This is a genomic window from Acinetobacter sp. IK23, assembly GCF_035615275.1.
GTDB lineage: Bacteria > Pseudomonadota > Gammaproteobacteria > Pseudomonadales > Moraxellaceae > Acinetobacter > Acinetobacter seifertii.
Genome location: NZ_JANBNX010000002.1, coordinates 174,409 through 194,565 on the forward strand (window position 1 = coordinate 174,409; position 20,157 = coordinate 194,565).

The 20,157-nt window shown below is 36.6% G+C and carries 18 protein-coding genes; 9 read left to right on the top strand and 9 right to left on the bottom strand.

The genetic code is table 11. From position 1 onward, the window contains the following. Positions 1 to 14: 14 nt before the first annotated feature. The 3 genes from MSG95_RS02770 to MSG95_RS02780 form a co-directional block, all read right to left on the bottom strand. Positions 15 to 1,298 carry an acyl-CoA dehydrogenase family protein gene (locus tag MSG95_RS02770; RefSeq protein ID WP_171499897.1) on the bottom strand — a complete coding sequence of 428 codons (1,284 nt, stop codon included), beginning with the start codon at positions 1,296 to 1,298 and terminating at the stop codon, positions 15 to 17. Between the two features lie 229 nt (positions 1,299 to 1,527). After that, on the bottom strand, positions 1,528 to 2,901 hold the full coding sequence (locus MSG95_RS02775) for an ABC1 kinase family protein (protein WP_077165477.1): 1,374 nt from the start codon (positions 2,899 to 2,901) through the stop codon (positions 1,528 to 1,530). Between the two features lie 233 nt (positions 2,902 to 3,134). Continuing rightward, positions 3,135 to 3,437 carry a hypothetical protein gene (locus MSG95_RS02780; protein ID WP_039251345.1) on the bottom strand — a complete coding sequence of 101 codons (303 nt, stop codon included), beginning with the start codon at positions 3,435 to 3,437 and terminating at the stop codon, positions 3,135 to 3,137. Between the two features lie 191 nt (positions 3,438 to 3,628). On the opposite strand from MSG95_RS02780, the gene ybaK reads away from it, so the two are divergent. The 8 genes from ybaK (at position 3,629) to MSG95_RS02820 (ending at position 12,098) form a co-directional block, all read left to right on the top strand. Then, on the top strand, positions 3,629 to 4,093 hold the full coding sequence (ybaK, locus tag MSG95_RS02785; protein WP_004701891.1) for a Cys-tRNA(Pro) deacylase: 465 nt from the start codon (positions 3,629 to 3,631) through the stop codon (positions 4,091 to 4,093). A 431-nt stretch (positions 4,094 to 4,524) separates the two neighbouring features. Beyond that, positions 4,525 to 6,672: a bifunctional mannitol-1-phosphate dehydrogenase/phosphatase gene (gene mtlD, locus MSG95_RS02790; protein WP_139344770.1), complete on the top strand. Its 2,148-nt coding sequence runs from the start codon at positions 4,525 to 4,527 to the stop codon at positions 6,670 to 6,672. Between the two features lie 105 nt (positions 6,673 to 6,777). Continuing rightward, the gene (locus tag MSG95_RS02795) at positions 6,778 to 7,404 is read left to right on the top strand and encodes a 2'-5' RNA ligase (RefSeq protein ID WP_077165479.1); all 627 of its coding nucleotides are present in this window, start codon (positions 6,778 to 6,780) and stop codon (positions 7,402 to 7,404) included. Continuing rightward, entirely contained in the window at positions 7,392 to 7,910 is a 519-nt protein-coding gene (cobU, locus tag MSG95_RS02800) for a bifunctional adenosylcobinamide kinase/adenosylcobinamide-phosphate guanylyltransferase (protein ID WP_039251341.1), read from the top strand. Before MSG95_RS02795 ends, cobU begins: the two co-directional genes overlap by 13 nt. 1 nt (position 7,911) lies before the next feature. Next, positions 7,912 to 8,967, top strand: a complete 1,056-nt coding sequence (cobT, locus tag MSG95_RS02805; protein ID WP_077165480.1) for a nicotinate-nucleotide--dimethylbenzimidazole phosphoribosyltransferase — start codon at positions 7,912 to 7,914, stop codon at positions 8,965 to 8,967. Beyond that, complete coding sequence (locus MSG95_RS02810) at positions 8,960 to 9,556, top strand: histidine phosphatase family protein (protein ID WP_324624578.1); 597 nt, start codon at positions 8,960 to 8,962, stop codon at positions 9,554 to 9,556. The genes cobT and MSG95_RS02810 overlap by 8 nt, the downstream gene beginning before the upstream one ends. A 124-nt stretch (positions 9,557 to 9,680) precedes the next feature. After that, positions 9,681 to 11,249, top strand: a complete 1,569-nt coding sequence (locus tag MSG95_RS02815) for a histidine-type phosphatase (protein WP_077165482.1) — start codon at positions 9,681 to 9,683, stop codon at positions 11,247 to 11,249. Positions 11,250 to 11,354: 105 nt separating this feature from the next. Continuing rightward, positions 11,355 to 12,098, top strand: coding sequence for an adenosylcobinamide-GDP ribazoletransferase (locus MSG95_RS02820; RefSeq protein WP_077165483.1), 744 nt, complete (start codon positions 11,355 to 11,357; stop codon positions 12,096 to 12,098). 73 nt (positions 12,099 to 12,171) lie between these two features. Here the strand turns inward: MSG95_RS02820 and MSG95_RS02825 are convergent, their stop codons facing one another. The 6 genes from MSG95_RS02825 to MSG95_RS02850 all read right to left on the bottom strand — a co-directional run bounded on the left by MSG95_RS02825 (position 12,172) and on the right by MSG95_RS02850 (position 18,742). After that, positions 12,172 to 13,281, bottom strand: a complete 1,110-nt coding sequence (locus tag MSG95_RS02825) for a 3-deoxy-7-phosphoheptulonate synthase (RefSeq protein WP_019459045.1) — start codon at positions 13,279 to 13,281, stop codon at positions 12,172 to 12,174. 96 nt (positions 13,282 to 13,377) lie between these two features. Continuing rightward, a complete protein-coding gene (locus MSG95_RS02830) occupies positions 13,378 to 14,265 on the bottom strand; it encodes a sulfite exporter TauE/SafE family protein (protein ID WP_077163982.1) in 888 nt (295 codons plus the stop codon). Positions 14,266 to 14,418: 153 nt separating this feature from the next. After that, positions 14,419 to 14,700, bottom strand: a complete 282-nt coding sequence (locus MSG95_RS02835) for a hypothetical protein (RefSeq protein WP_039251334.1) — start codon at positions 14,698 to 14,700, stop codon at positions 14,419 to 14,421. Beyond that, positions 14,697 to 16,253, bottom strand: coding sequence for a PepSY-associated TM helix domain-containing protein (locus tag MSG95_RS02840; RefSeq protein ID WP_213033561.1), 1,557 nt, complete (start codon positions 16,251 to 16,253; stop codon positions 14,697 to 14,699). Before MSG95_RS02840 ends, MSG95_RS02835 begins: the two co-directional genes overlap by 4 nt. Beyond that, positions 16,246 to 16,545 (bottom strand): hypothetical protein, encoded by a 300-nt coding sequence (locus tag MSG95_RS02845; protein WP_139344663.1) that lies wholly within the window; start codon positions 16,543 to 16,545, stop codon positions 16,246 to 16,248. Before MSG95_RS02845 ends, MSG95_RS02840 begins: the two co-directional genes overlap by 8 nt. A 61-nt stretch (positions 16,546 to 16,606) precedes the next feature. Beyond that, complete coding sequence (locus tag MSG95_RS02850; protein ID WP_077165484.1) at positions 16,607 to 18,742, bottom strand: TonB-dependent siderophore receptor; 2,136 nt, start codon at positions 18,740 to 18,742, stop codon at positions 16,607 to 16,609. A 221-nt stretch (positions 18,743 to 18,963) separates the two neighbouring features. Here MSG95_RS02850 and lpxB point away from each other — a divergent pair, with 221 nt between their 5' ends. Continuing rightward, positions 18,964 to 20,139, top strand: a complete 1,176-nt coding sequence (gene lpxB, locus MSG95_RS02855; protein ID WP_077165485.1) for a lipid-A-disaccharide synthase — start codon at positions 18,964 to 18,966, stop codon at positions 20,137 to 20,139. The last annotated feature ends 18 nt before the right edge of the window (positions 20,140 to 20,157 follow it).

Here is a 20,157-nt window from a genome sequence, read left to right on the forward strand (position 1 = left end):
TCCTCAGATTGATCTTAAGCATGTAAGCCAGAATGTAAAATTGCGGTCGCACGTAAATCACGGTACCAACGTTCAACTGGGTGTTCTTTTGTGAAGCCATGACCACCCAAAATTTGTACGCCATCTGTTCCTATTTTCATGGATTTTTCTGCGCAAAGAAGACGAGCTAAATATGCTTCACGATGGAAAGATTTACCCGCTTCAGCAAGACTTGCGGCATTTAGAATCAGCATACGCATAGCATCAATTTCAATTGCCATATCTGCAATCATGAATGCGACACTTTGCCGATGTGAAATCGGTTCTCCAAAAGCAGTTCGCTCATTGGCGTATTTAATACAATAGGCTTTTACAGCTTCACATGTACCTACAGCCATTGCACACCACATAAGATTGCCTAAATCTAAAAAGGCGGTGTAATCAAAATCTGTTGTGCCTAGTCGTAGAGCAGGTGTGTGGCTAAATTTTAAAGTAGCTGTCTCTGTTGCTTTGAGGCCCATTGCCGGAGTGTTCTTAATGGAAATAGTGTCACCCACTTGCACTACAAATACATCTGGCTTGCCATTAAAGTCAGCACTCACCAATAACACATCAGCCAAATCACCTAAAATGACTAAGGTTTTTTCACCATCAATGTAAAATTGATCATTTTCAAGAGAAGCTTTTGTTTTTAAAACATAAGGGTTAAAAGCTGGAGTTGCTTCTTGTACTGCAAAGGTTGCTGTAAGGTCTGAGTCTTCAGCAAAACATGGCAGATACATTGACTGAACCTCGGCAGATCCCCAACGTGTGATTGCATTAATAACGCTAAAGGTACTGAGTAATCCCGCTGTAAGACTAAAATCACCTTCAGCTAGTTTTTCAGCGATGAGTAAGTTGCTTACAATATTTTGTTCAGCAGCAACGCCACCTAGTGCTTCTGGTAGGGCGTAATAATTTAGCCCTAAATCTTCAACATATTGCCAAAGATTTTCTGGAAATTGTGCTGCTTGATCGGCATCATGAGCTAATGCTAGTAAAACTTCTTGAGCAAATTGAGACATTGCTTCAGAAGTCATTTGTTGTTCTTCAGTCAGGCTTAAATCAAATAGGTTTTTCTTTTGCTGAGGTAGGCGTTGCTGTGGAATTTGTTTAGGTTTAAATGCTTTTTGAGTTTGGCTTAGTGCTCTAAAGCCAGCTTTTGAACCTTGATAAAGAGACTTTTCAAGAAATTTACGTAGTTTGAGTTGATCAAGTACATCGCTTCCAGCTAATTTTGTGATCAGCGATAAACCCAACCCTTGGGCTTTATTGATCATATTTGTCATGATTATGGTGTCCTAACACATTGTTATTGTTTTATGCTGACATGCAGTATAAGAAAAAACTATGTCGTTACTGACATTCAAAAAAAGAGTAGATAAATGGTAAAAATAAAATAGACTTGATTTTATGTTTTTGATTTTATAAATAAAAATTAGTTCTTAAAAATAATAATTTTGTTTGCATTGACTAGAATGACATTGAGCCATTCTAGTCGTGATCAAATTAAGCAAAGTTACGAATCATACGACGTACATTTGTTTTGGCATCAATTACAGTCATGAATGTATATGCGCCAATAAATTTACGGCTAATAAACATAAACTCTTTTGGAGGGACTGAGAAATAGCGTGACGCCATTGATTTACTTGCTTGTTGCATAACACGGCTATGTAACTGGCTTTTTTTCCAGTCATAACGTTCATGTTCATCCATCAGGCCAACTGGCATATCTGGATTATTTGTAGGGGTACTGAATGCTTCGGTCGCAAGTAAAAAAACATCGGCCATGCCGGGTTTAATACTTTCAGGCATCGCATCGAAAAACTCATATCCAGTCATTGCTTGGACCATCGCATGTTTATCATGCTGATAACCCGCTTGTATGAGATTGCGCGCAACTGAGAGTAAGTGTTCATCGAACTGACGAATCGCGCCGAAGTCTAATAGTACGATTTTGTCCTGAACATCTTGGCCATTACCTAAACGAACTAGGTAGTTACCAAAGTTAGGGTCAGTTTGCATTTCACCCCATTCAAAAATCTCACGAACTGCAATCTCTAATGATGCTTCACCAAGTTGATTACGACGTTCTTGTGGAAGAGAAAGCATAACAGGACTATTAATAGGTACGCCGCGTTCGAATGTCATACACAGGACTTGATCTGTGCAGTAGTCATCTATAATTGTAGGGACAATATAGCGTTCATCATCTTTTAAGCGCTCACCAAAGCGGCGAGTGGTTGCTGCTTCTACATCATAATTGACTTCACGATGCATCATTTCACGTACTTCATCAAACCACTGATCAAACTCACGTGTCTGAGGAACCATACGTGTAAGCTTAAGCATGTTTTTAAATAGACTCATGTCTGAGTCAATTGCACTCGCTACACCAGGGTATTGAATTTTTAAAACTAACTCTAATCCATCTGATTTGCGGATTGCGCGATGAACTTGTGCAAGAGACGCCGTACCAATAGGTTCATGATCAATGGTTAAATCGTTTAACTTAGAACCAAGTTGTTCTTGTAAATGTGGCTTAATCGCAGGCCAGTCTAAAGCAACCGTTTGGTTGTTTAAGGTATTTAACGCCTGAGTAATTTCTTCTGGTAAAAAATGTTCACCATAAAGAGCCATCATTTGGCCAATCTTAACAATAGAACCTTTAAGTTTGCCAATTTCAGAAACAAGATAATTAGCTTGTTCGCTCATTGCCTTTTTACGCTTCTTCTCTTTTTCTTCTTCACTAGAAAAAAGGGTAGAGGCACTTGCAGTAGCCCAACGTGTTCCTGCCAGTAAAGAAGCTTTCGCGATTGATAAGCGTCGATCCATGGAAGAAGTTTTTAAACTCTTAAGCTTATCGTTCTGATTTGACATGAAAATAGAATCCTATGCGCATCATGCAGCCAAACGCTGGTGATCTAAAATTGTAACGAATATTACATGTTTTGAACGTATTAAAATAGTTCCCTCAGACTGAATGGTGAGTTGAAAGTATCATTTTATATCTTAATTTTCTAAAATAGCCTAAGCAATATAATGAAAATTAAAATACAATCTCTCCAGAAAGAGGTACTAGATTAAAAAATCATTAAATATTAATCATTAACTTACATTTTAAACTGAATTTTTAATTCAGCTTTTTGCATTAAGTGGATACGATTAGCTTGAATATGTTGAATAACCATTTGCTTGACAGAATCATGCATAAAACCAAGTGCATGGGCCTTTACAATAATGATGCTCGGTAGTGTATAGAAAAAATACTTAACATCCTCAAAAGTGGCATTATTAAAAATGCCTTGTTCAATTAAGGTCTGCTGTAAAAATTGCTTTTCATTTAATACATGATCTGAAGATTCATCCCAAAAACGGTGACGCATTGCCATCAGATTATTGTGTTTGTAACTCATAAATTTGCCAGTTCAGACTTTAAATCTCAATTAAATATATTGGAGTCATCCACTCAATATCAAGTTCAGATTGTTTTTTGTTCAGTGTCTGTTTGATTTTTCATGTAAATGACGTAAATAGCCTAAGCAAATTTTAAACTTTTCTCTAAAATAAATATAATCAATCCCATTTCATTAAAATCTAAAATCCTATGACACCTGCATGTAGACTGTTAAAAAGTAATAAAATCGAATTTTCTATTCATGAATATGAACATGATGCAAATGCTAAAAGTTTCGGTTTAGAAGCTGCCGAAAAATTAAATCTTGATGTAAATGAAGTTTTTAAAACGCTACTTGTAACTGATGAAAAAAATTATTTTGTCGCAATTATACCTGTTAATCATCAACTTAATTTAAAAAAGGTGGCTACGGCGGTTGGCTGTAAAAAACTACAAATGGCAAATCCAAAAGATGCAGAACGTTTAACAGGGTACTTAGTGGGTGGAATTAGTCCATTAGGACAAAAGAAACGTTTGAAAACTGTGATAGATGCTTCTGCACAAGAACTTGGCAAAATTTATGTAAGTGGTGGAAAAAGAGGATTAGATATTGGTCTAAATCCAAATGATCTGGCGCAAATATTGACGGCGCAATTTGTAGATATCCTTGATTGATTAAAATAAGGGCAATATCAAATTGACTTATTAAATGAAAATGATTATCATTATTGTGTGGAGTTTGGTTCTACCAGAAGATAACAAGAGTTAGATAAATTTCTGGTATTGGTAGACCTGCAAGACATAATAAAAACAATGCAGGTTTGTTTAGCAGTAAATGGACCTAAGAAAAATAAACATGATCAGCGCAATAAAAAGAACAAGTAAAGATAGCAAGCAAGGATAGCTTGCTATCTTTGCATTAGAACTCGGTTTCAGAATTATTTTCATTATTCAACCTTTTAGAGTTTTTAAGTTCTCTCAGTAACAGATTACTTATATTTTTGATTAAAAAATAACCAGTAATGTTTCATTTATTATCATCCTGCCTTTTTAATCAATTTTTTGTATACCCTGAATAAAACATGATCAAAAAAAGAGGTAAAAACGTGCTTATTTTTCATGGAAAACCTGTTCATGGAGCTATCTTTGATATGGATGGGACAATGTTTGACACTGAGCGCTTACGGTTTCAAACATTGCAACAAGCATCTCAAGAGCTGATTGGGCAGGAGTTTTCACACGAATATTTAATGCAATGTTTGGGTTTAAGTGCGACAACAGCAGAAAAACTAGCACAACGTTTATATGGGGTAGATGTTCCGTATAAAGAAATAAGAAAAAGAGCTGATGAGATGGAGCTTGAGCATATTCGTAAACACGGTGTGCCTATTAAAAAGGGGTTAGTTCAAGTTCTTGAACGTTTAAGAAAATCTGGTTTAAGAATGGCTGTAGCCACTTCAAGTCGTAGAGCAATTGCCGAAGAATATTTAATAAATGCCAATGTTTATAAGTTCTTTGATGTAATTACTTGTGGTGATGAAGTAGAACAGGGAAAACCTCATCCTGAAATATTTTTAAAAGCAGCAAGCCAACTTAATTTAAACACTAAGCAATGTTTAATGTTTGAAGATTCTGAAAATGGTCTAACCTCAGCTTACACATCTGAAGGTCTAACGATTTTATTAAAGGATATTAAAGAGCCAAATGATGAAATGCTCGAAAAAGCAGATTTTTATTATGATCAGATGTATGACTTTTTAAGCGATCTTGACCAGTTCATTCCTATTATGGATATGCCGGAAATACAAGAACCTTTTCCACAGAGCCTGAATCAACTTACGGTTGGTATACATGGCTTCGGTGCTATTGGTGGGGGATATATAGCTCAAATATTGTCACATTGGGATGGATATACAAAACCAAGAAAAATAATTGCTTCAACTCGTAATAGTCTTTTTCGCGAGGCCGTAAATGCGTTTGGAACTTATAGTATTCGCTATGGACAATTTTCTTATGATGAACGTATTGAGAATATGACGATTGTTGACTCGGACAATGAGCAACAAATGTTAGAGATGTATACTCATTCAAGTTTGATTGCACTTTGTTTACCAGAGCAAGCGATTGAAGCTGAATCAAAAATGATAGCCAAAGGACTATACGCCCGTTTTAACTCGCCACTTGAAACATGTATAGAACCGCTAACTTTTTTAATTATTTTAAATAAAGTGGGTGCTAAATATTTAGTGATGAAGCATCTTCGTGAAGCTCTATTGGAGTTAACGAATGATGAGGATGTGACTGAGCATATTTTAAAAGAGCATTACTTTTGCGACACTGTAGTAAACCGAATGGTTTCAAAACTTTCTAATCAGAATTTATATCGTCAACTTCGTATTAAGCATAATTTCCTTGAACAGCATTTAGAAGATGTTGAACAAGAAGATCAAATTGAAATTGAAGACTGCAATAAACTGACTCCAGATCAGCAAAACAACGCCTCGGTTTATGTTGAAAACATGCGTCGTAATTTCCAACCTGGTCATATCTTACAAAGTATGGATTTAATCTTATTCCACAGTGAAACGGATATGCCAATTTATGTTGAAAAAGGCAGTCCTTTACTCGAAAAGCTACGTCAGGTTGTATTGGTTGAACAAATTACAGATATTCAACTTATTAAAAACCGCCTATGGAACGGCGTGCATGCGATGCTTGCTTGGTATGCATCACTAATGGGTTATGAATCTATTGGGATTGCTATGGGTGATCATTCAGTAAAAGCATTTGCGGAAAACTTAATTACAGAAGTAAAACAGGGGCTTGCAATTGTATTGCCTAACTACGCAAAAGATCTGAACCGAATGGCTCAAAGTTTTCTAGACTCATGTGAATACGCATTTAAAGATCCGTGTCAACGAGTAGCTCGAGATCCATTACGCAAACTCAACCATAATGAACGTGTCATGGCATCAATTGAAATGAACATAGGTCATGATTTACCTTATAAAAATTTATTAAAAGGTACTGCTCTAGGTTATGCCTATGCGATTCAATTTTTAGAAATTGATGACAATGCTGCTATTCAGCATTTACAGCAACAAATTCTAAAATTAGATCTGAATATGACTCAGAAAAGGCAGCTTGAAGTTGATTTGGTCCAACACATTCAATATTTGTTTTCTGAACAAGACCAACAGCTTGTGGATATGAAAACTAACAAAGCCAGAATGACAGCTACACAATATGTCTGAAGGCATTTAATGATTTAACACTCTACAATTGAAAGGCAAACATGTTTTAATACAAAACTTAAGTGACTTTGAATTAAAACTGTGCTGCTAAAACCTACGACGTTCATGGTGCCAACGACTATACGGGATTATCCGGAATGGCACCTAGGACGTCAAAATTATGCTTTGTGGTATCTAGAGATTATTGATCAGAAATTAGTTGATTATCTAGATGTCTTACGTACACATTTTTCAGAATTTTTATTAGAACCGAATAATCGTCAATATCATGTCACATTATTTATATGTGGATTTTTAACCCATGAACCTAGTGTTTATAGTGATGACTTTAGTTTCCATGATTTCTCAGAACAAAGAGAAATTTTAAAAAAAGAAAATATTTCACCATTTCGATTAAAAATTGGTTCAGTTGATAGTTTTAGTAGTGCTTTATTTGTAGAAATCCAAGATACCGATAATTTTTTATTTCACATACGTCAAAAATTAGGCATAGTTTCTAATGAAATTGCTGCTTTAGATTACTATCCCCATATCACCTTAGGCTTATATAAAAACATCTGTAGTAGTGATTTGATTTTGCAAAAAATTTCTCAATTACCTGTAGAATACAAAAACGCTGAATTTGAACTGAAAGTTGAGCATTTAACGTTTGGTTTTTATGAAGCTCAAACTTTACAAGGTAAGCTGTTTTCGTATCAGCATTTGTTTTTAGGTGATTCATGTTGCAACTGATTTTGGGCGGTGCCCGCTCTGGCAAAAGTCGACTCGCTGAACAAACGGCAATATCTACACAATTACCTGTGACTTATGTGGCGACAGCGCAAGCGCTTGATCCAGAAATGCAAAGTCGAATTGCACATCATCAAAATCAGCGTCCTGCACATTGGTCCTTAATTGAAGAACCATTATTTTTAGCAAATGCTCTGAAAAAAATTGATCAACCTAATCAAATTATTTTGGTAGATTGTTTAACTCTTTGGTTAACCAATTTGTTACTTTTAGAAGATCAAAGTGTTCAACAATTTGAGTGTGAGCAACTATTAAAAGTTTTACCTACACTTGAGTCAGAAATTATTTTAGTAAGTAATGAAACAGGGCTTGGTGTTGTGCCACTCGGCGAAATTAGTCGCCGTTTTGTCGATGAAGCAGGAAGACTACATCAAGCGTTAGGACAAATTGCAGATAAAGTTGTGTTTTGTGTGGCTGGTTTTCCAATGATTTTAAAAGGTGAGAAGTAAAATGAACTGGTGGTTAGAATCTGTAAAGCAACCTAATCTGGACGCAACGCAACAAGCTGAACAACATCAACTCCAGCTCACTAAACCTACAGGTGCTTTAGGTGATTTAGAGCAGATTGCAATTACACTTGCTAGTTTACAATCAAATGCACATCCTCATGTTAACCATCCATGGATTACAATTTTTGCCAGTGATCATGGCGTAGTTGAAGAAAATATCTCTGCATATCCTCAAGCTGTTACCCGTCAAATGTTGCAAAACTTCACGACGGGTGGCGCAGCAATTAGTGTACTTGCTAAATATCATGAAGCTCATTTACAAGTGATTGACTGTGGCACAGTGGGCGAAGCATATGAATACGCAGGTGTTGAACGTCACTGTATTCGTGCTGGGACTGCAAATTTTGCTAAACAAGCCGCAATGAATGCTGATGAATGCCGTGCTGCGCTAGAGTTGGGAAAAAATAGTGTAGATACTGCTAAAGCCGACGGCGCAGATATTTATATTGCAGGTGAAATGGGAATCGGGAATACCTGTTCTGCTTCTGCCTTAGCTTGTCTTTTACTAAATGATACTGCCGAGCAATTGACTGGAGTAGGGACAGGAATAGGTGCCGATCAATTAAGACATAAAATTGAAGTCATTGAGAAAGCTATAGAACTTCATCATAAACATGTCGTTGGTGATGTCTTCAAAACATTATGCGCCGTCGGTGGTTTGGAAATTGCCGCAATTACCGGTGCTTATATTCGATGCGCACAAGTAGGTTTACCTATTATTGTGGATGGTTTTATTAGTTCTGTAGCCGCTTTATGTGCTGTGCGGATGAACCCTAAAGTACGTGACTGGATGTTATTCGGTCATCAATCGGCTGAATATGGCCACCAACGTATTTTACAGGAACTCAATGCTGACCCAATTTTAAAAATGAACTTGCGTTTAGGTGAAGGTAGTGGTGCTGGTGCTGCATTGGCATTAGTTAAAATGGCATGTGTATTACATAATCAAATGGCTACCTTTGCCCAAGCTGCTGTAAGCGGGGATAAAATTGGGTAAATTTAGAATCGATTTACTCAGACATGGTGAAAGTCAGTATAGCCATACTCTACGTGGGCATTTGGATGATGAGTTAACCGCAAAAGGTTGGCAGCAAATGCAGTCAACCATTGAGCAAGTTACAGACCAGACATGGGATGTCATTGTAAGTTCTTCTTTAAAACGGTGTGCTTGTTTTGCTGAACAACTTGCAAAGACAACTCAGCTGCCTTTACTTCTAAATCATGACTTAAAGGAAATGTATTTTGGTGAGTGGGAGGGTGTATCAACTCAGCAAATTTACGAAACTTCACCCGAACTACTTGCAAATTTCTGGCAGAAACCAAGTCAATATTCTCCACCACAGGCAGAAACCTTTATGCAATTTCAAACGAGGATTTTGAAAGGCTTTCAAGATTTACTCTTAGAGATGAGAAAACAAAACTGGCAACATGCATTGGTCGTTACACATGGAGGCGTGATTAAGCTATTGTCTTGCTTAGCACAGCAACAACCTTTAGATGACTTGCTAAAAATGCAGGCAGAACTTGGAAAATTATACTCATTCGAATTTTTTGAAGAAGAACAATTAACTTTTATCTTGAAATAGTGGTTTTATATTTTTATACAATTGTAAGTTATTATTTTTATAAAGATATTTAAGTCCGTTTAATAGAACTGTAATTGCTGAAAACTAAGCTAGGGACATTTCTTATTAATACCTCATCTGACTTATGAATATTTTATTTAAAACGACGTTGCTTGCCACAACCATATTACTCGCGGCTTGCAATAACAATGATGATCAAGAAGTTCAAACTACACCATCTACAAACTCATCCAAATATTATCAAACCAAAACACCTTATCAACCGCAACAAGATCTAAAAAGCTATGAACAAGCACCCAATGGGTTCCAACCAGTTTTTACAGAGCTAGTTGCACGTCACGGTTCACGAGGACTCTCAAGTCTTAAGTATGATTTAGCACTTTATAATTTATGGAAACAGGCAAAAGCAGAAAATGCTTTAACGCCGTTAGGTGAGCAGTTAGGTGCTGACTTAGAAGCAATGATGAAAGCCAATATCCTGTTAGGTTATGGTGTTGAAGGTATTCGCCAGTATGGTTACGGAAATGAAACTATGACTGGTATTTTAGAACACCGTGGCATTGCCGATCGCTTATTACAACGTTTACCAACACTTATAAACTCTCAAGCATCTATATTGGTACAAAGTTCTGGGGTAGATCGTGCGGTGGATAGTGCTAAATTCTTCACTGCTGAATTGATTAAACAACAACCCCTCTTGAAAGATAAGATTGTACCAACGTCTTATACCAGTTTATCGAGTACAAGTGTTCCAAGTATTTTAGATGGTGGTGTTGACCGTTTTAAACTTTACTTTCATAGCTTAAATGCGGCTGAAGACTTAACTCAACCACTAAGTGCTACCCAACAGAAAATTTATGATGCAAGCCAGACTTATCAAGATTTTGAAGCAAACAATAAAGATTTAGCTCAAAAGTTAAGTGATTTATCAAAAAATCCTCAGGCAGAAAAAACTGCTCAGACCGTACTCACTCCAATTTTTAAAGCAGACTTTATTAAAAAGCTTGGTACAACAGGTTATAGTTTTAGCAATAATGGGTCTTTTACAGTAACTTCACCTAAAGGCGAACAAATTACAGAAAAGGGTAAGGGTAAAAATACCATTGCTAGTGCAGTAGATGCCGCGGCTTATATTTATGAGCTTTATTCTATTTCTGATGGCATGAAAGATGAGTTAAAAGGTGTTGATTTTGATAAATATATGCCTTTAGATGCTGCGAAATTCTACGCTGAATTTAATGATGCCAATGATTTTTATGAAAAAGGCCCAAGTTTTACCGAGTCAAATCAAGTTACCAGTGAAATTGCACAGGGACTCAAACAAGATTTATTTCAACAAGTTGATGCAGTTGTAAATAAAGCCCAACCATATAAAGCAGTTTTACGTTTTGCTCATGCTGAAATTATTATTCCTCTAGCGACCAGCTTAGATCTGCATAATATGATGCAGCCTTTACCCCTACGCCAGACTTATAACTATTCAACAAGCACATGGCGTGGTGAAGTAGTTTCACCTATGGCAGCCAATGTACAGTGGGATATTTACCAAAATAACCAAGGTAATACTTTAGTGAAGATGCTTTACAACGAAAAAGAGATGTTATTTAAGTCTGCATGTAATTATGCACGTTACACACCAACTAGTTTTTACTATGACTACATTAAATTGAAACAGTGCTATCAAATGCAATAGATTTTCAGTTTTTAAAGTCTTTCATGGGAATAGGGATTGCTATTCCCATTTTTATTTCTTCATAATTCAGTTTATTTTTAAATATAGTTCAGTTAGAGAGGGGATATGACACCTTTTTGGATTGCATTGCAATTTTTAACTGTTCTGCCTATTGAGTTAAAAACAATACCAACGGCGCAACAAAATGGTCGAGCTATTTTGTTTTATCCACTGGTTGGGCTGATTATCGGTGGCATACTTTTTATTTTCACCTGTCTTTTGGCTAAACTCCCTATTGTTCTACTTGCCTCAATCATACTCACTTTATGGATTTGGTTGACTGGTGGATTGCATCTAGATGGGTTAGCTGATACTGCCGATGCGTGGGTAGGTGGTTTTGGTGATAAACAACGTACTTTACAAATCATGAAGGACCCAAGTTGCGGTCCAATTGGAGTACTGAGCTTAGTTATCATTTGTTTACTCAAATTTGTACTGATCTATGTGTTGATTGAACAATATCAAACACTATTTTTAATACTTGTAACTATAGTTGGACGCGTTGTACCGTCTATTTTGTTTTTAACTACGTCATATGTTCGTGAAAAAGGTTTAGGGCGTTCTTTGACAGATCATTTACCTAAAATTGCTTCATGGATAATAACTGGGTTTGTTCTGCTATTGCCATTGTATTGGGAATTGCAAGGGCTTATCGCGATTATTGGCTTTTTAAGCAGTCTTGTTTATTTAAGACACTTATTTATAAAACGAATAGGTGGTATTACAGGCGATACTGTCGGCGCAGCAATTGAGATTAGTGAAACTGTACTGCTTTTTACTTTTGTGGTGAGTTATTTTTACTTATCTTGATATTAAATTTTGTCCAAGCAAAATAAAAAGCCCTCAAAAATGAGGGCTTAATTTTCAATCTTAAAAAGATGGATTAACGGTTTGGTAAAACATCTTTTAAAGCTTCATGCATTTCAAGCAATGTCTTTTCCGTAGTTTCCCAATCGATACAGCCATCAGTTACCGATTTACCATATTCAAGGTCACAAAGGTTTTCAGGAATATCTTGACGACCACCTTTTAAATGGCTTTCAACCATAATACCTACGATTGACTTATTACCATCTAAAATTTGTTCAGTAATATTTTTAAGAACAAGTGGTTGTAAGTACGGATCTTTATTTGAGTTGGCATGACTTGCATCAATCATGATCTTATTGCTAACTTTTGCTTTCGCTAAAGCAGTTTCTGCTTCTGCAACAGAGCCAGCATCGTAGTTTGGTTTACCATTACCACCACGTAATACAACGTGCGCATAAGGGTTACCATTTGTATTAATGATTGAAACTTGACCGTCTTCGTTCAAGCCTAAGAAGCTATGACCATATTTAACAGACTGCATGGCATTTGTTGCAACAGTTAAACCGCCATCTGTACCATTTTTAAAACCTACTGGAGATGATAGACCAGAAGACATTTCACGGTGAGTTTGGCTCTCGGTTGTACGCGCACCAATAGCAGACCATGAAATTAAGTCTTGGTAGTATTGTGGCGAGTTAGGATCAAGTGCTTCAGTTGCACAAGGTAAACCTTTTTCATTTAACTCAAGCAAAAGCTTACGACCAATACGTAAACCTTTTTCGATGTTAAATGAGTCATTCATATCTGGATCATTGATTAGACCTTTCCAACCAATTGTCGTACGTGGTTTTTCAAAATAAACACGCATAACCAAATAGAGAGTATCTTTAACCTTTTCGCTTAACGCTTTTAAGCGATCGGCATATTCGTGAGCAGCTTTAGGATCATGAATAGAGCAAGGACCAATAACGACAAACAAACGCTTATCAGAACCGTCCAAAATATCGCGAATAGTTTCACGGCCTTTTAGAACAGTTTGTGAAGCAACATCAGATAAAGGAAGTTCTGACTTAAGTTCAGCTGGTGTTACAAGAGTTTGGATGCTTTTAATATTAACGTCGTCGATATCTGGCTTTGAAACGGAATTTAAATGTGTAGTCATTGCTGTCACTGGTTCGATCATACTAAAGGTTGTTTTGTGTACTGAATATACCATGAAATAATTATGAAAATACTACATCGCATGGTATTTCATTTTGGAAAAATCCTATTGATTTTACTATCTTTCAGTCGAGTTGCCTGTTTTTTCAGCAACTTGAGCTTGTTGTTGTACCACAGGTGCTTTCGGTTTTGCTTTGACTGGGTGAACCATAAAGTTAACACCAAGGGCAAATAGAGTGATACCTAAAATTTTACGGATTAAGCGTTCAGGCATGCGAGAGCTAATTAATGTTCCTACAATAATTGCAGGAATTGAACCTACCAATAACCATGTAAGCAACATAAAGTCGACATTACCTGCACTCATATGCCCAAGACCAGCAACTAGAGTAAGTAATACGGCATGTACAACATCTGATCCAATAATTCGAATCATTGGCAAGTTCGGGAACATAATCACGAGTGCCATAATTCCAAAGGCACCAGCACCAACAGATGATAGTGTTACGAATACACCTAAAATGATACCCATAATCACAATGTAGGTACGCTTATTTTGAATAGCTAATTGTTCATTTTCACTATGAGCAGTTTCTTTGTTGCGGAATTTACTAAAAAACTTCTCAATACGAGAACGGAAAATAATAGAAACACCCGTCAAAGTCAGCATAAAGCCTAATACCATTGTTAATACGGCTTTATAGTGCGTAGATTGACTTAAATAGTGCTCAAGTACCCAAGTGGTAACGAAAGAAGCAGGAATACTACCGACTGCGAGCCATAAAACGATAGGCCACACGATATTCAATTTCTTTGCGTGAACCATTGATCCACAGAACTTTGAAATTGCGGCATAAAGTAAATCGGTACCAATTGCGATATGAGGTTCAATTCTAAAAAGGCCAATTAAAATTGGTGTCATTAATGACCCACCACCAACTCCTGTAATCCCTACACAGAAACCAACTAACATACCCGCTAAGATAAATTCAAAAGCACCAGACATCTTTATCGCCACTTATCACGAAACGCAGATATCTTATTCCTTTTAGAGATAAACTTTTGTCATGAATAATGATTTACTTATGCAAAAAAAAGCTAAGCAATGCAAATATTACTTAGTTTGTTTTATTTTTAATCATTATTTTTAATAAAGAGATTACTTTGATGGCTTGAGTGGATTAATTAAAAGTATCAGAGCAAAAGTTAAAGGTGATGCAAATATCCACCAGCTCACAAAACCAATAGATAAGCCATTTTTTTTGATAAGAATAAATCCGCTCAAAACAAACAACAGATAAGCGGATATTCTTAACAATGAATAATATTTTTGAGCTAAGGATTTGAAATAACCAGTTGATTTCGGTGAGCGATATTTCTCGCTCGATATGAATAGTAAATACATACCTAGCACAGTCAGGGTAAACACAATAATCATCATGAATTCACCTCAATATTTAACTTACTCAGTTTCTTTTGAATTTTTTGTGTAGCTTTATGCTGAATAGGTCTAATTTTGCAGAATATGAAAAGTGCTAAAGCTGCAAATATCCATAAAAATACGTCTATACGGGCAAACATCCAATAATCACCTAGGCTTTGAATATAATCATATTTGATTAAATAACTTAGATTTAAGATTGGAAGTACAATACAAAGCAGAATAAAAATACTCAATTGAGTTCGCCACAAATACTGCTTTTTAGTAGTTAATGCAATAATTAGGCTCATGAGCCAGACTAAAAAGAAGCTATAAATTTCATAATTGATTGTAGTTATGGTGACGGGAAACAATCGATTCGCATATAAATAAGCAAGGGTTGCACAAGGCAAGCCTACAAATGTGGCAACATTTAAACGGTCAACTAAGTAGTGCCCGAAATGAAACTTAGTATTTTTATTTTGAAGTTGGCGTTTAAGGCTCCAAAGTAACAAGCCAGACGCAATCATCACACAACCTAAAATGCCTGAGAAAAATAATCCTAAGCGAAGTAAAGGTTGAGCAAAAGTTGCCATGTGCAAACCATATACTCCCGCATAAAGTGTGGCAACGGCACTATAATTACGTGTATCACTTAATACTTTGCCAGTTGTAGCATCTAGGATGATTTGCGCTTGATTACGAGTAATGGAGCGGTCTTCTTGCTGAATAAACGTAATTTGAGCCTGATTCGTATTTGGGTTTTTAACACTCATAGTTGCTAAAGTTTGATTTCCCCAATGTTGCTGAACTTGACTCAATAACTTCTCAATAGCTAAGTTTTGAGCAGGTTGAATCGATTGGTTTTCAGACGCAGCCTTTGTGCGAATTTCGGTAAAATATTGATATGGATTCTCTGGATAGAGTTTTTGCATTCCCCAAGGTAGATATAAATAGAAGAAAATAGCTAAGCCTGTAAAAGTAATAGTCAAAAAGAAGGGTAATGCAAGTACAGATGATACATTATGAAAATCTAGCCATGACCGCTGAGACTTAAAGGTGCGTAAGGTAAAAAAGTCGGTAAAGATTTTTTTATGGGTAATAATGCCTGAGACTAAGGCGATCAACATAATAAAAGCTGCTAAAGATACAACTAGCCGTCCAATGAATATCGGAACGCCAAAAAGTTGATAGTGAAAACGATAAAAGAAGTCACCACCTTCGGTTGCCGAAAGTTTTAGTTCTTGACCTGTGTTTGCATCGAGTGTGGCATTGCCATAACCACCGTCAGGTTTTTCCCAATACATGGTGTTAACGGGGCTTTCTGCGGTAGCAACAGTTAAATACCAAGACTTGGCATCTGGAGCGTGTTCTTGTAAATATTGATATGCTGTTTTAACTGCTACATCTTGTTTTATTTCGTACTGTGCAAGTGCTGGTTGCATCCATAAATTAATTTCATGGCGGTAATACGACAAACTTCCCATTAAAAAAATAGCAAATACGAGCCATCCAAAAATTAATCCAGTCCATGAATGTAGCCATGCCATAGATTGGCGTATACCTTTATGCATAACTCACCATCCGTGTCACAAAAAAGAAAAGAAGACATAACGCAATTGATAGTCCAGTGAGTTTCAAAAGTGATTGAATGCAGAAACCTATAATCACGAAAAGTACATAAAATAAAATAGAGATAAATGCTGCCAAATAAATGGCTTCAGGTTTGTCTAGGGTCAAATGAAAAATGCCAGTAAGACCAAGACTTAAATAAGCCATACAGACATAACCCATACCGAAAACGACTAAGAATCGATAGAAAACTTTTATGCGATATGACATAGGGAGATTTAAAGTTTTGGACATCTTTACTGGCACATAAAAAATAAAAAGAAAGCCAACGCCTAAATTGGAGTTGGCTACACGACTAATATTTAAACTTTACAGCAACTGTATAGTTAGCTGAGGGTCCATAAAAACCTTGGCCATCAGGGAAACTATATAAATATTTCTTATCGAAAATATTATTACCGTTTGCTTGAAGTGTAATGTGGTTATTCACCTCATAGCTCGCCATTAAATTCACTAGGGCATAGGAATCTTGTTTAATGGTGCTGTTTACTATCGAGTCATATAGTTTCACGGTGTCTTGCCATTGTAGTCCTGCACCAACTTTTAGCTTAGGTAAAACAGATGGTGTATAGGTCGTCAGCAAGTTAAGGGTTTGGTTCGGATTATACGTTCTCGCTTCACCACCATTTTTAATATCTTTAATACTAAATTGAGCATAGCCAAAAGCAAGATTGACGTTATCAGTGATTTGACCTGATAAGCCAACTTCAACACCTTGTGATTCTAAATCACTAGTTGGTACTTTTCGGTTAAATGGATTTCCGTCTGAGTTACGTAGCGGATAATTATTTTGCTCGGTTTTAAATACCGAAAAAGTACCTGTTAAACGGTCGTCTAGCCATGAGCTTTTAACCCCCATTTCATAACTTTTACCCTCAACAGGTTTCAAAGCTTGATTGGTATTTTGGTCGATACCAGTTTGAGGACGGAAAATAGAGGTATAGCTCATATAACCTGTATATTCAGGCGTAAAGTTATAGGTTAGGCCTGCGTAAGGGGAAACTTTACTTTCACTATATTCCATGGGTGAACCATAGCTTTCGCCTCTACTCTCGGCTCGCACATAGTTTGCACCAAGCAGAAGTTTTAAATCTTCATTGAGATGTAAACGTGTAGCTGCATAGACTGAATCTATATTTTGCGTATAGTTCGCTGCTTCCGTGAAATCTGACCACGTTATAGATTGAGGTGTCCAGCTTTCCCAATTTGTAGTGGTAGAATTGATAACATTGGTGTCGTTAATTGTTCCCGTAGATTGATTATCATGCTGACGACTACGTACATAGTTATAGCCTAAAGTTGCTTCATGCTCTCGATTAAAAAGTTTATAAGTTCCTTCAAGATTGAAATCTACAGCATGTTGTTCTTGATGCTCTTGACCACCCCATGGTGTCAAAGACACTCCTGAACCATCAGCTTTTGGATAACCATAATAATAAAGAAGGCGACTATTGTGTTTACTATCAAGATAGTTATAAGTCAGCTTAGCTGCCCATTGATCATTAATTTTCTGTTTTAATTCAACAAAAGCATTTTGCGTTTCATTATCCCAATGTGCCCAGTCAGGGTTTGGGTTATATGAGCGATCATAAGAAATTTGTTTACCATTGGCATCGAGTAAGGGTAGAGCGCCCCAATTGTTTGCATTCGGTTTATTTTTTTCTTGGCTATAACCTACGGTAAGTAACGTGGTATCTGTTAAATCAGCTTCAACAATACCAGCGAAACCATTTTTTTCTGAAGAATATCGGTCAAGGTAAGAATCGCCAGTTTGTTCATAGCCCATAATGCGACCACGGACTTTTCCACTCGGTAGAATTGAGCCAGAGACGTCAGCCTCATAACGCTGAGTGTCCCAAGACCCGTAACTTACACCGCCACTTACTTGAAATTCTTGAGTTGGGCGTTTTCGAATATTGTTGATGGTTGCACTTGGGTCACCAAATGCATTCGTTAAAGAGTCAGCACCTTTAACGACTTCTACACGATCATAAAAATAAGTATCAGGATTGGTGTTGTTGTAGTTATAACCTGAGAGGGGAAAACCTACGCCGTCAGTCAATATATTTGAAATCTCGAAACCACGAGCCATATAAGTAGTTCGCTCGGTTTCCTGATTGGTAACTGTGATTCCGGGTGTGTTGTTTAGAACATCTCGAGTGCTAGTAAGCCCAAAATCTTCAATTTGTTGACGAGTAACGACATTGATAGTTTGAGGCGTTTCTTTAGCTTCTATATTAAGCTTGGTTGCACTACTAGAGTTTTTAACATTATATGCTTTTGTTTGTTCAGAAGACTGCTCAGCATTGGATGCTTTAACTTGAATCGTCTGCAAAGATTGTACATCTGTGTCTTGAGCATAAGTGAGATTTGCATAACAAATCGCGCAAGCGATTACAGAAAGTTTAAATGGTCGAGGTGGGAAGGTCATAATAATAAAGATAATGTAAATAATTCTCATTTATTTTATTGTTTGTAAATGTAAGCTACAATTCAAATTGCATTGTTAATTTTGATTAAAATATAGTGAATGAGTGTAATTCTAGATTATGGCGTGCGGAGGTAGACTTTCGCCAGCATGTATCTAGCAAGTTCAAGATTAATAAACCTCTATGCTAGAATGCATTATTTCAAATTCTTGGGTAAACCGACTTGGCAAATCGAAAACTTAAAATAGGCATTGTAGTTGGGGAAGTTTCTGGAGATACGCTAGGTGTCAAACTTATGCGTAATTTCCGCGAGCAAGGAATTGATGCTGAGTTTGAGGGAATCGGTGGACCCCAAATGATTGCTGAAGGTTTTAACAGTTATTACCCGATGGAAACTCTATCTGTGATGGGGATTGTTGAGGTATTAAAAGACTTAAAAAAATTGTTCGCCGTACGAGATGGTTTAATTAATCAATGGACTCAGCATCCGGTTGATATTTTTATTGGTATTGATGCACCTGATTTTAACCTCAGACTTTCAAAAAGTATTAAAGAAAAGAATCTTCCAATAAAAACAGTTCACTATGTCAGTCCATCTGTTTGGGCGTGGCGCCAAGGGCGTGTTCACGGCATTAAACAAAGTATCGATTTAGTACTTTGCTTATTTCCGTTTGAAAAAGTTTTTTATGAACAATATGAAGTTCCAGCGGCATTTGTGGGTCATCCATTAGCTAGACAATTACCACTTGAAAATCCAATTCAAATTGCCAAACAGCAATTAGGCCTTAATGAAAATCAAAAGCATATTGCTTTGTTACCAGGTAGCCGTAAAGGTGAAGTAGAGCGACTTCTTCCTATGTTGCTGGGTGCTGCTAATATTTTGCATACAAAATATCCAGACATCCAGTTTTTAATTCCGGCAATTAATGATGCCCGTAAGCAACAGATTGAGCAGAGTGTTCAACAACTAGCACCTCATTTAAAGGCTTCTATTCATATTTTAGAAAATACTGATAGTGAATCTAAAATTGGTCGTATGGTCATGAATGCAAGTGATATTATTGCGTTAGCTTCTGGAACGGCGACTTTAGAAGCCATGCTCATGCATAGACCGATGGTCACTTTCTATAAGTTGCATTGGTTGACCTATATAATTGCTAAGCTTTTGGTCAAAATTCCTTATTATTCTTTACCGAATATTATTGCTGGTAAGAAAGTCATTGAAGAGCTGATTCAGGCCGATGCAACACCAGAAAATTTAGCCGCTGAAATAGAAAAACTAATGAACGTTGAAACGGCTCAAATTCAAGTGATGCAACATTTAACTATGCATAAACAGCTTATTTCTGGAAATACAGAAGATCCAGTTCAAGAAATCCTAAAAGTACTTGAAAAGTAAAAAAGCCCCTTTTAGGGG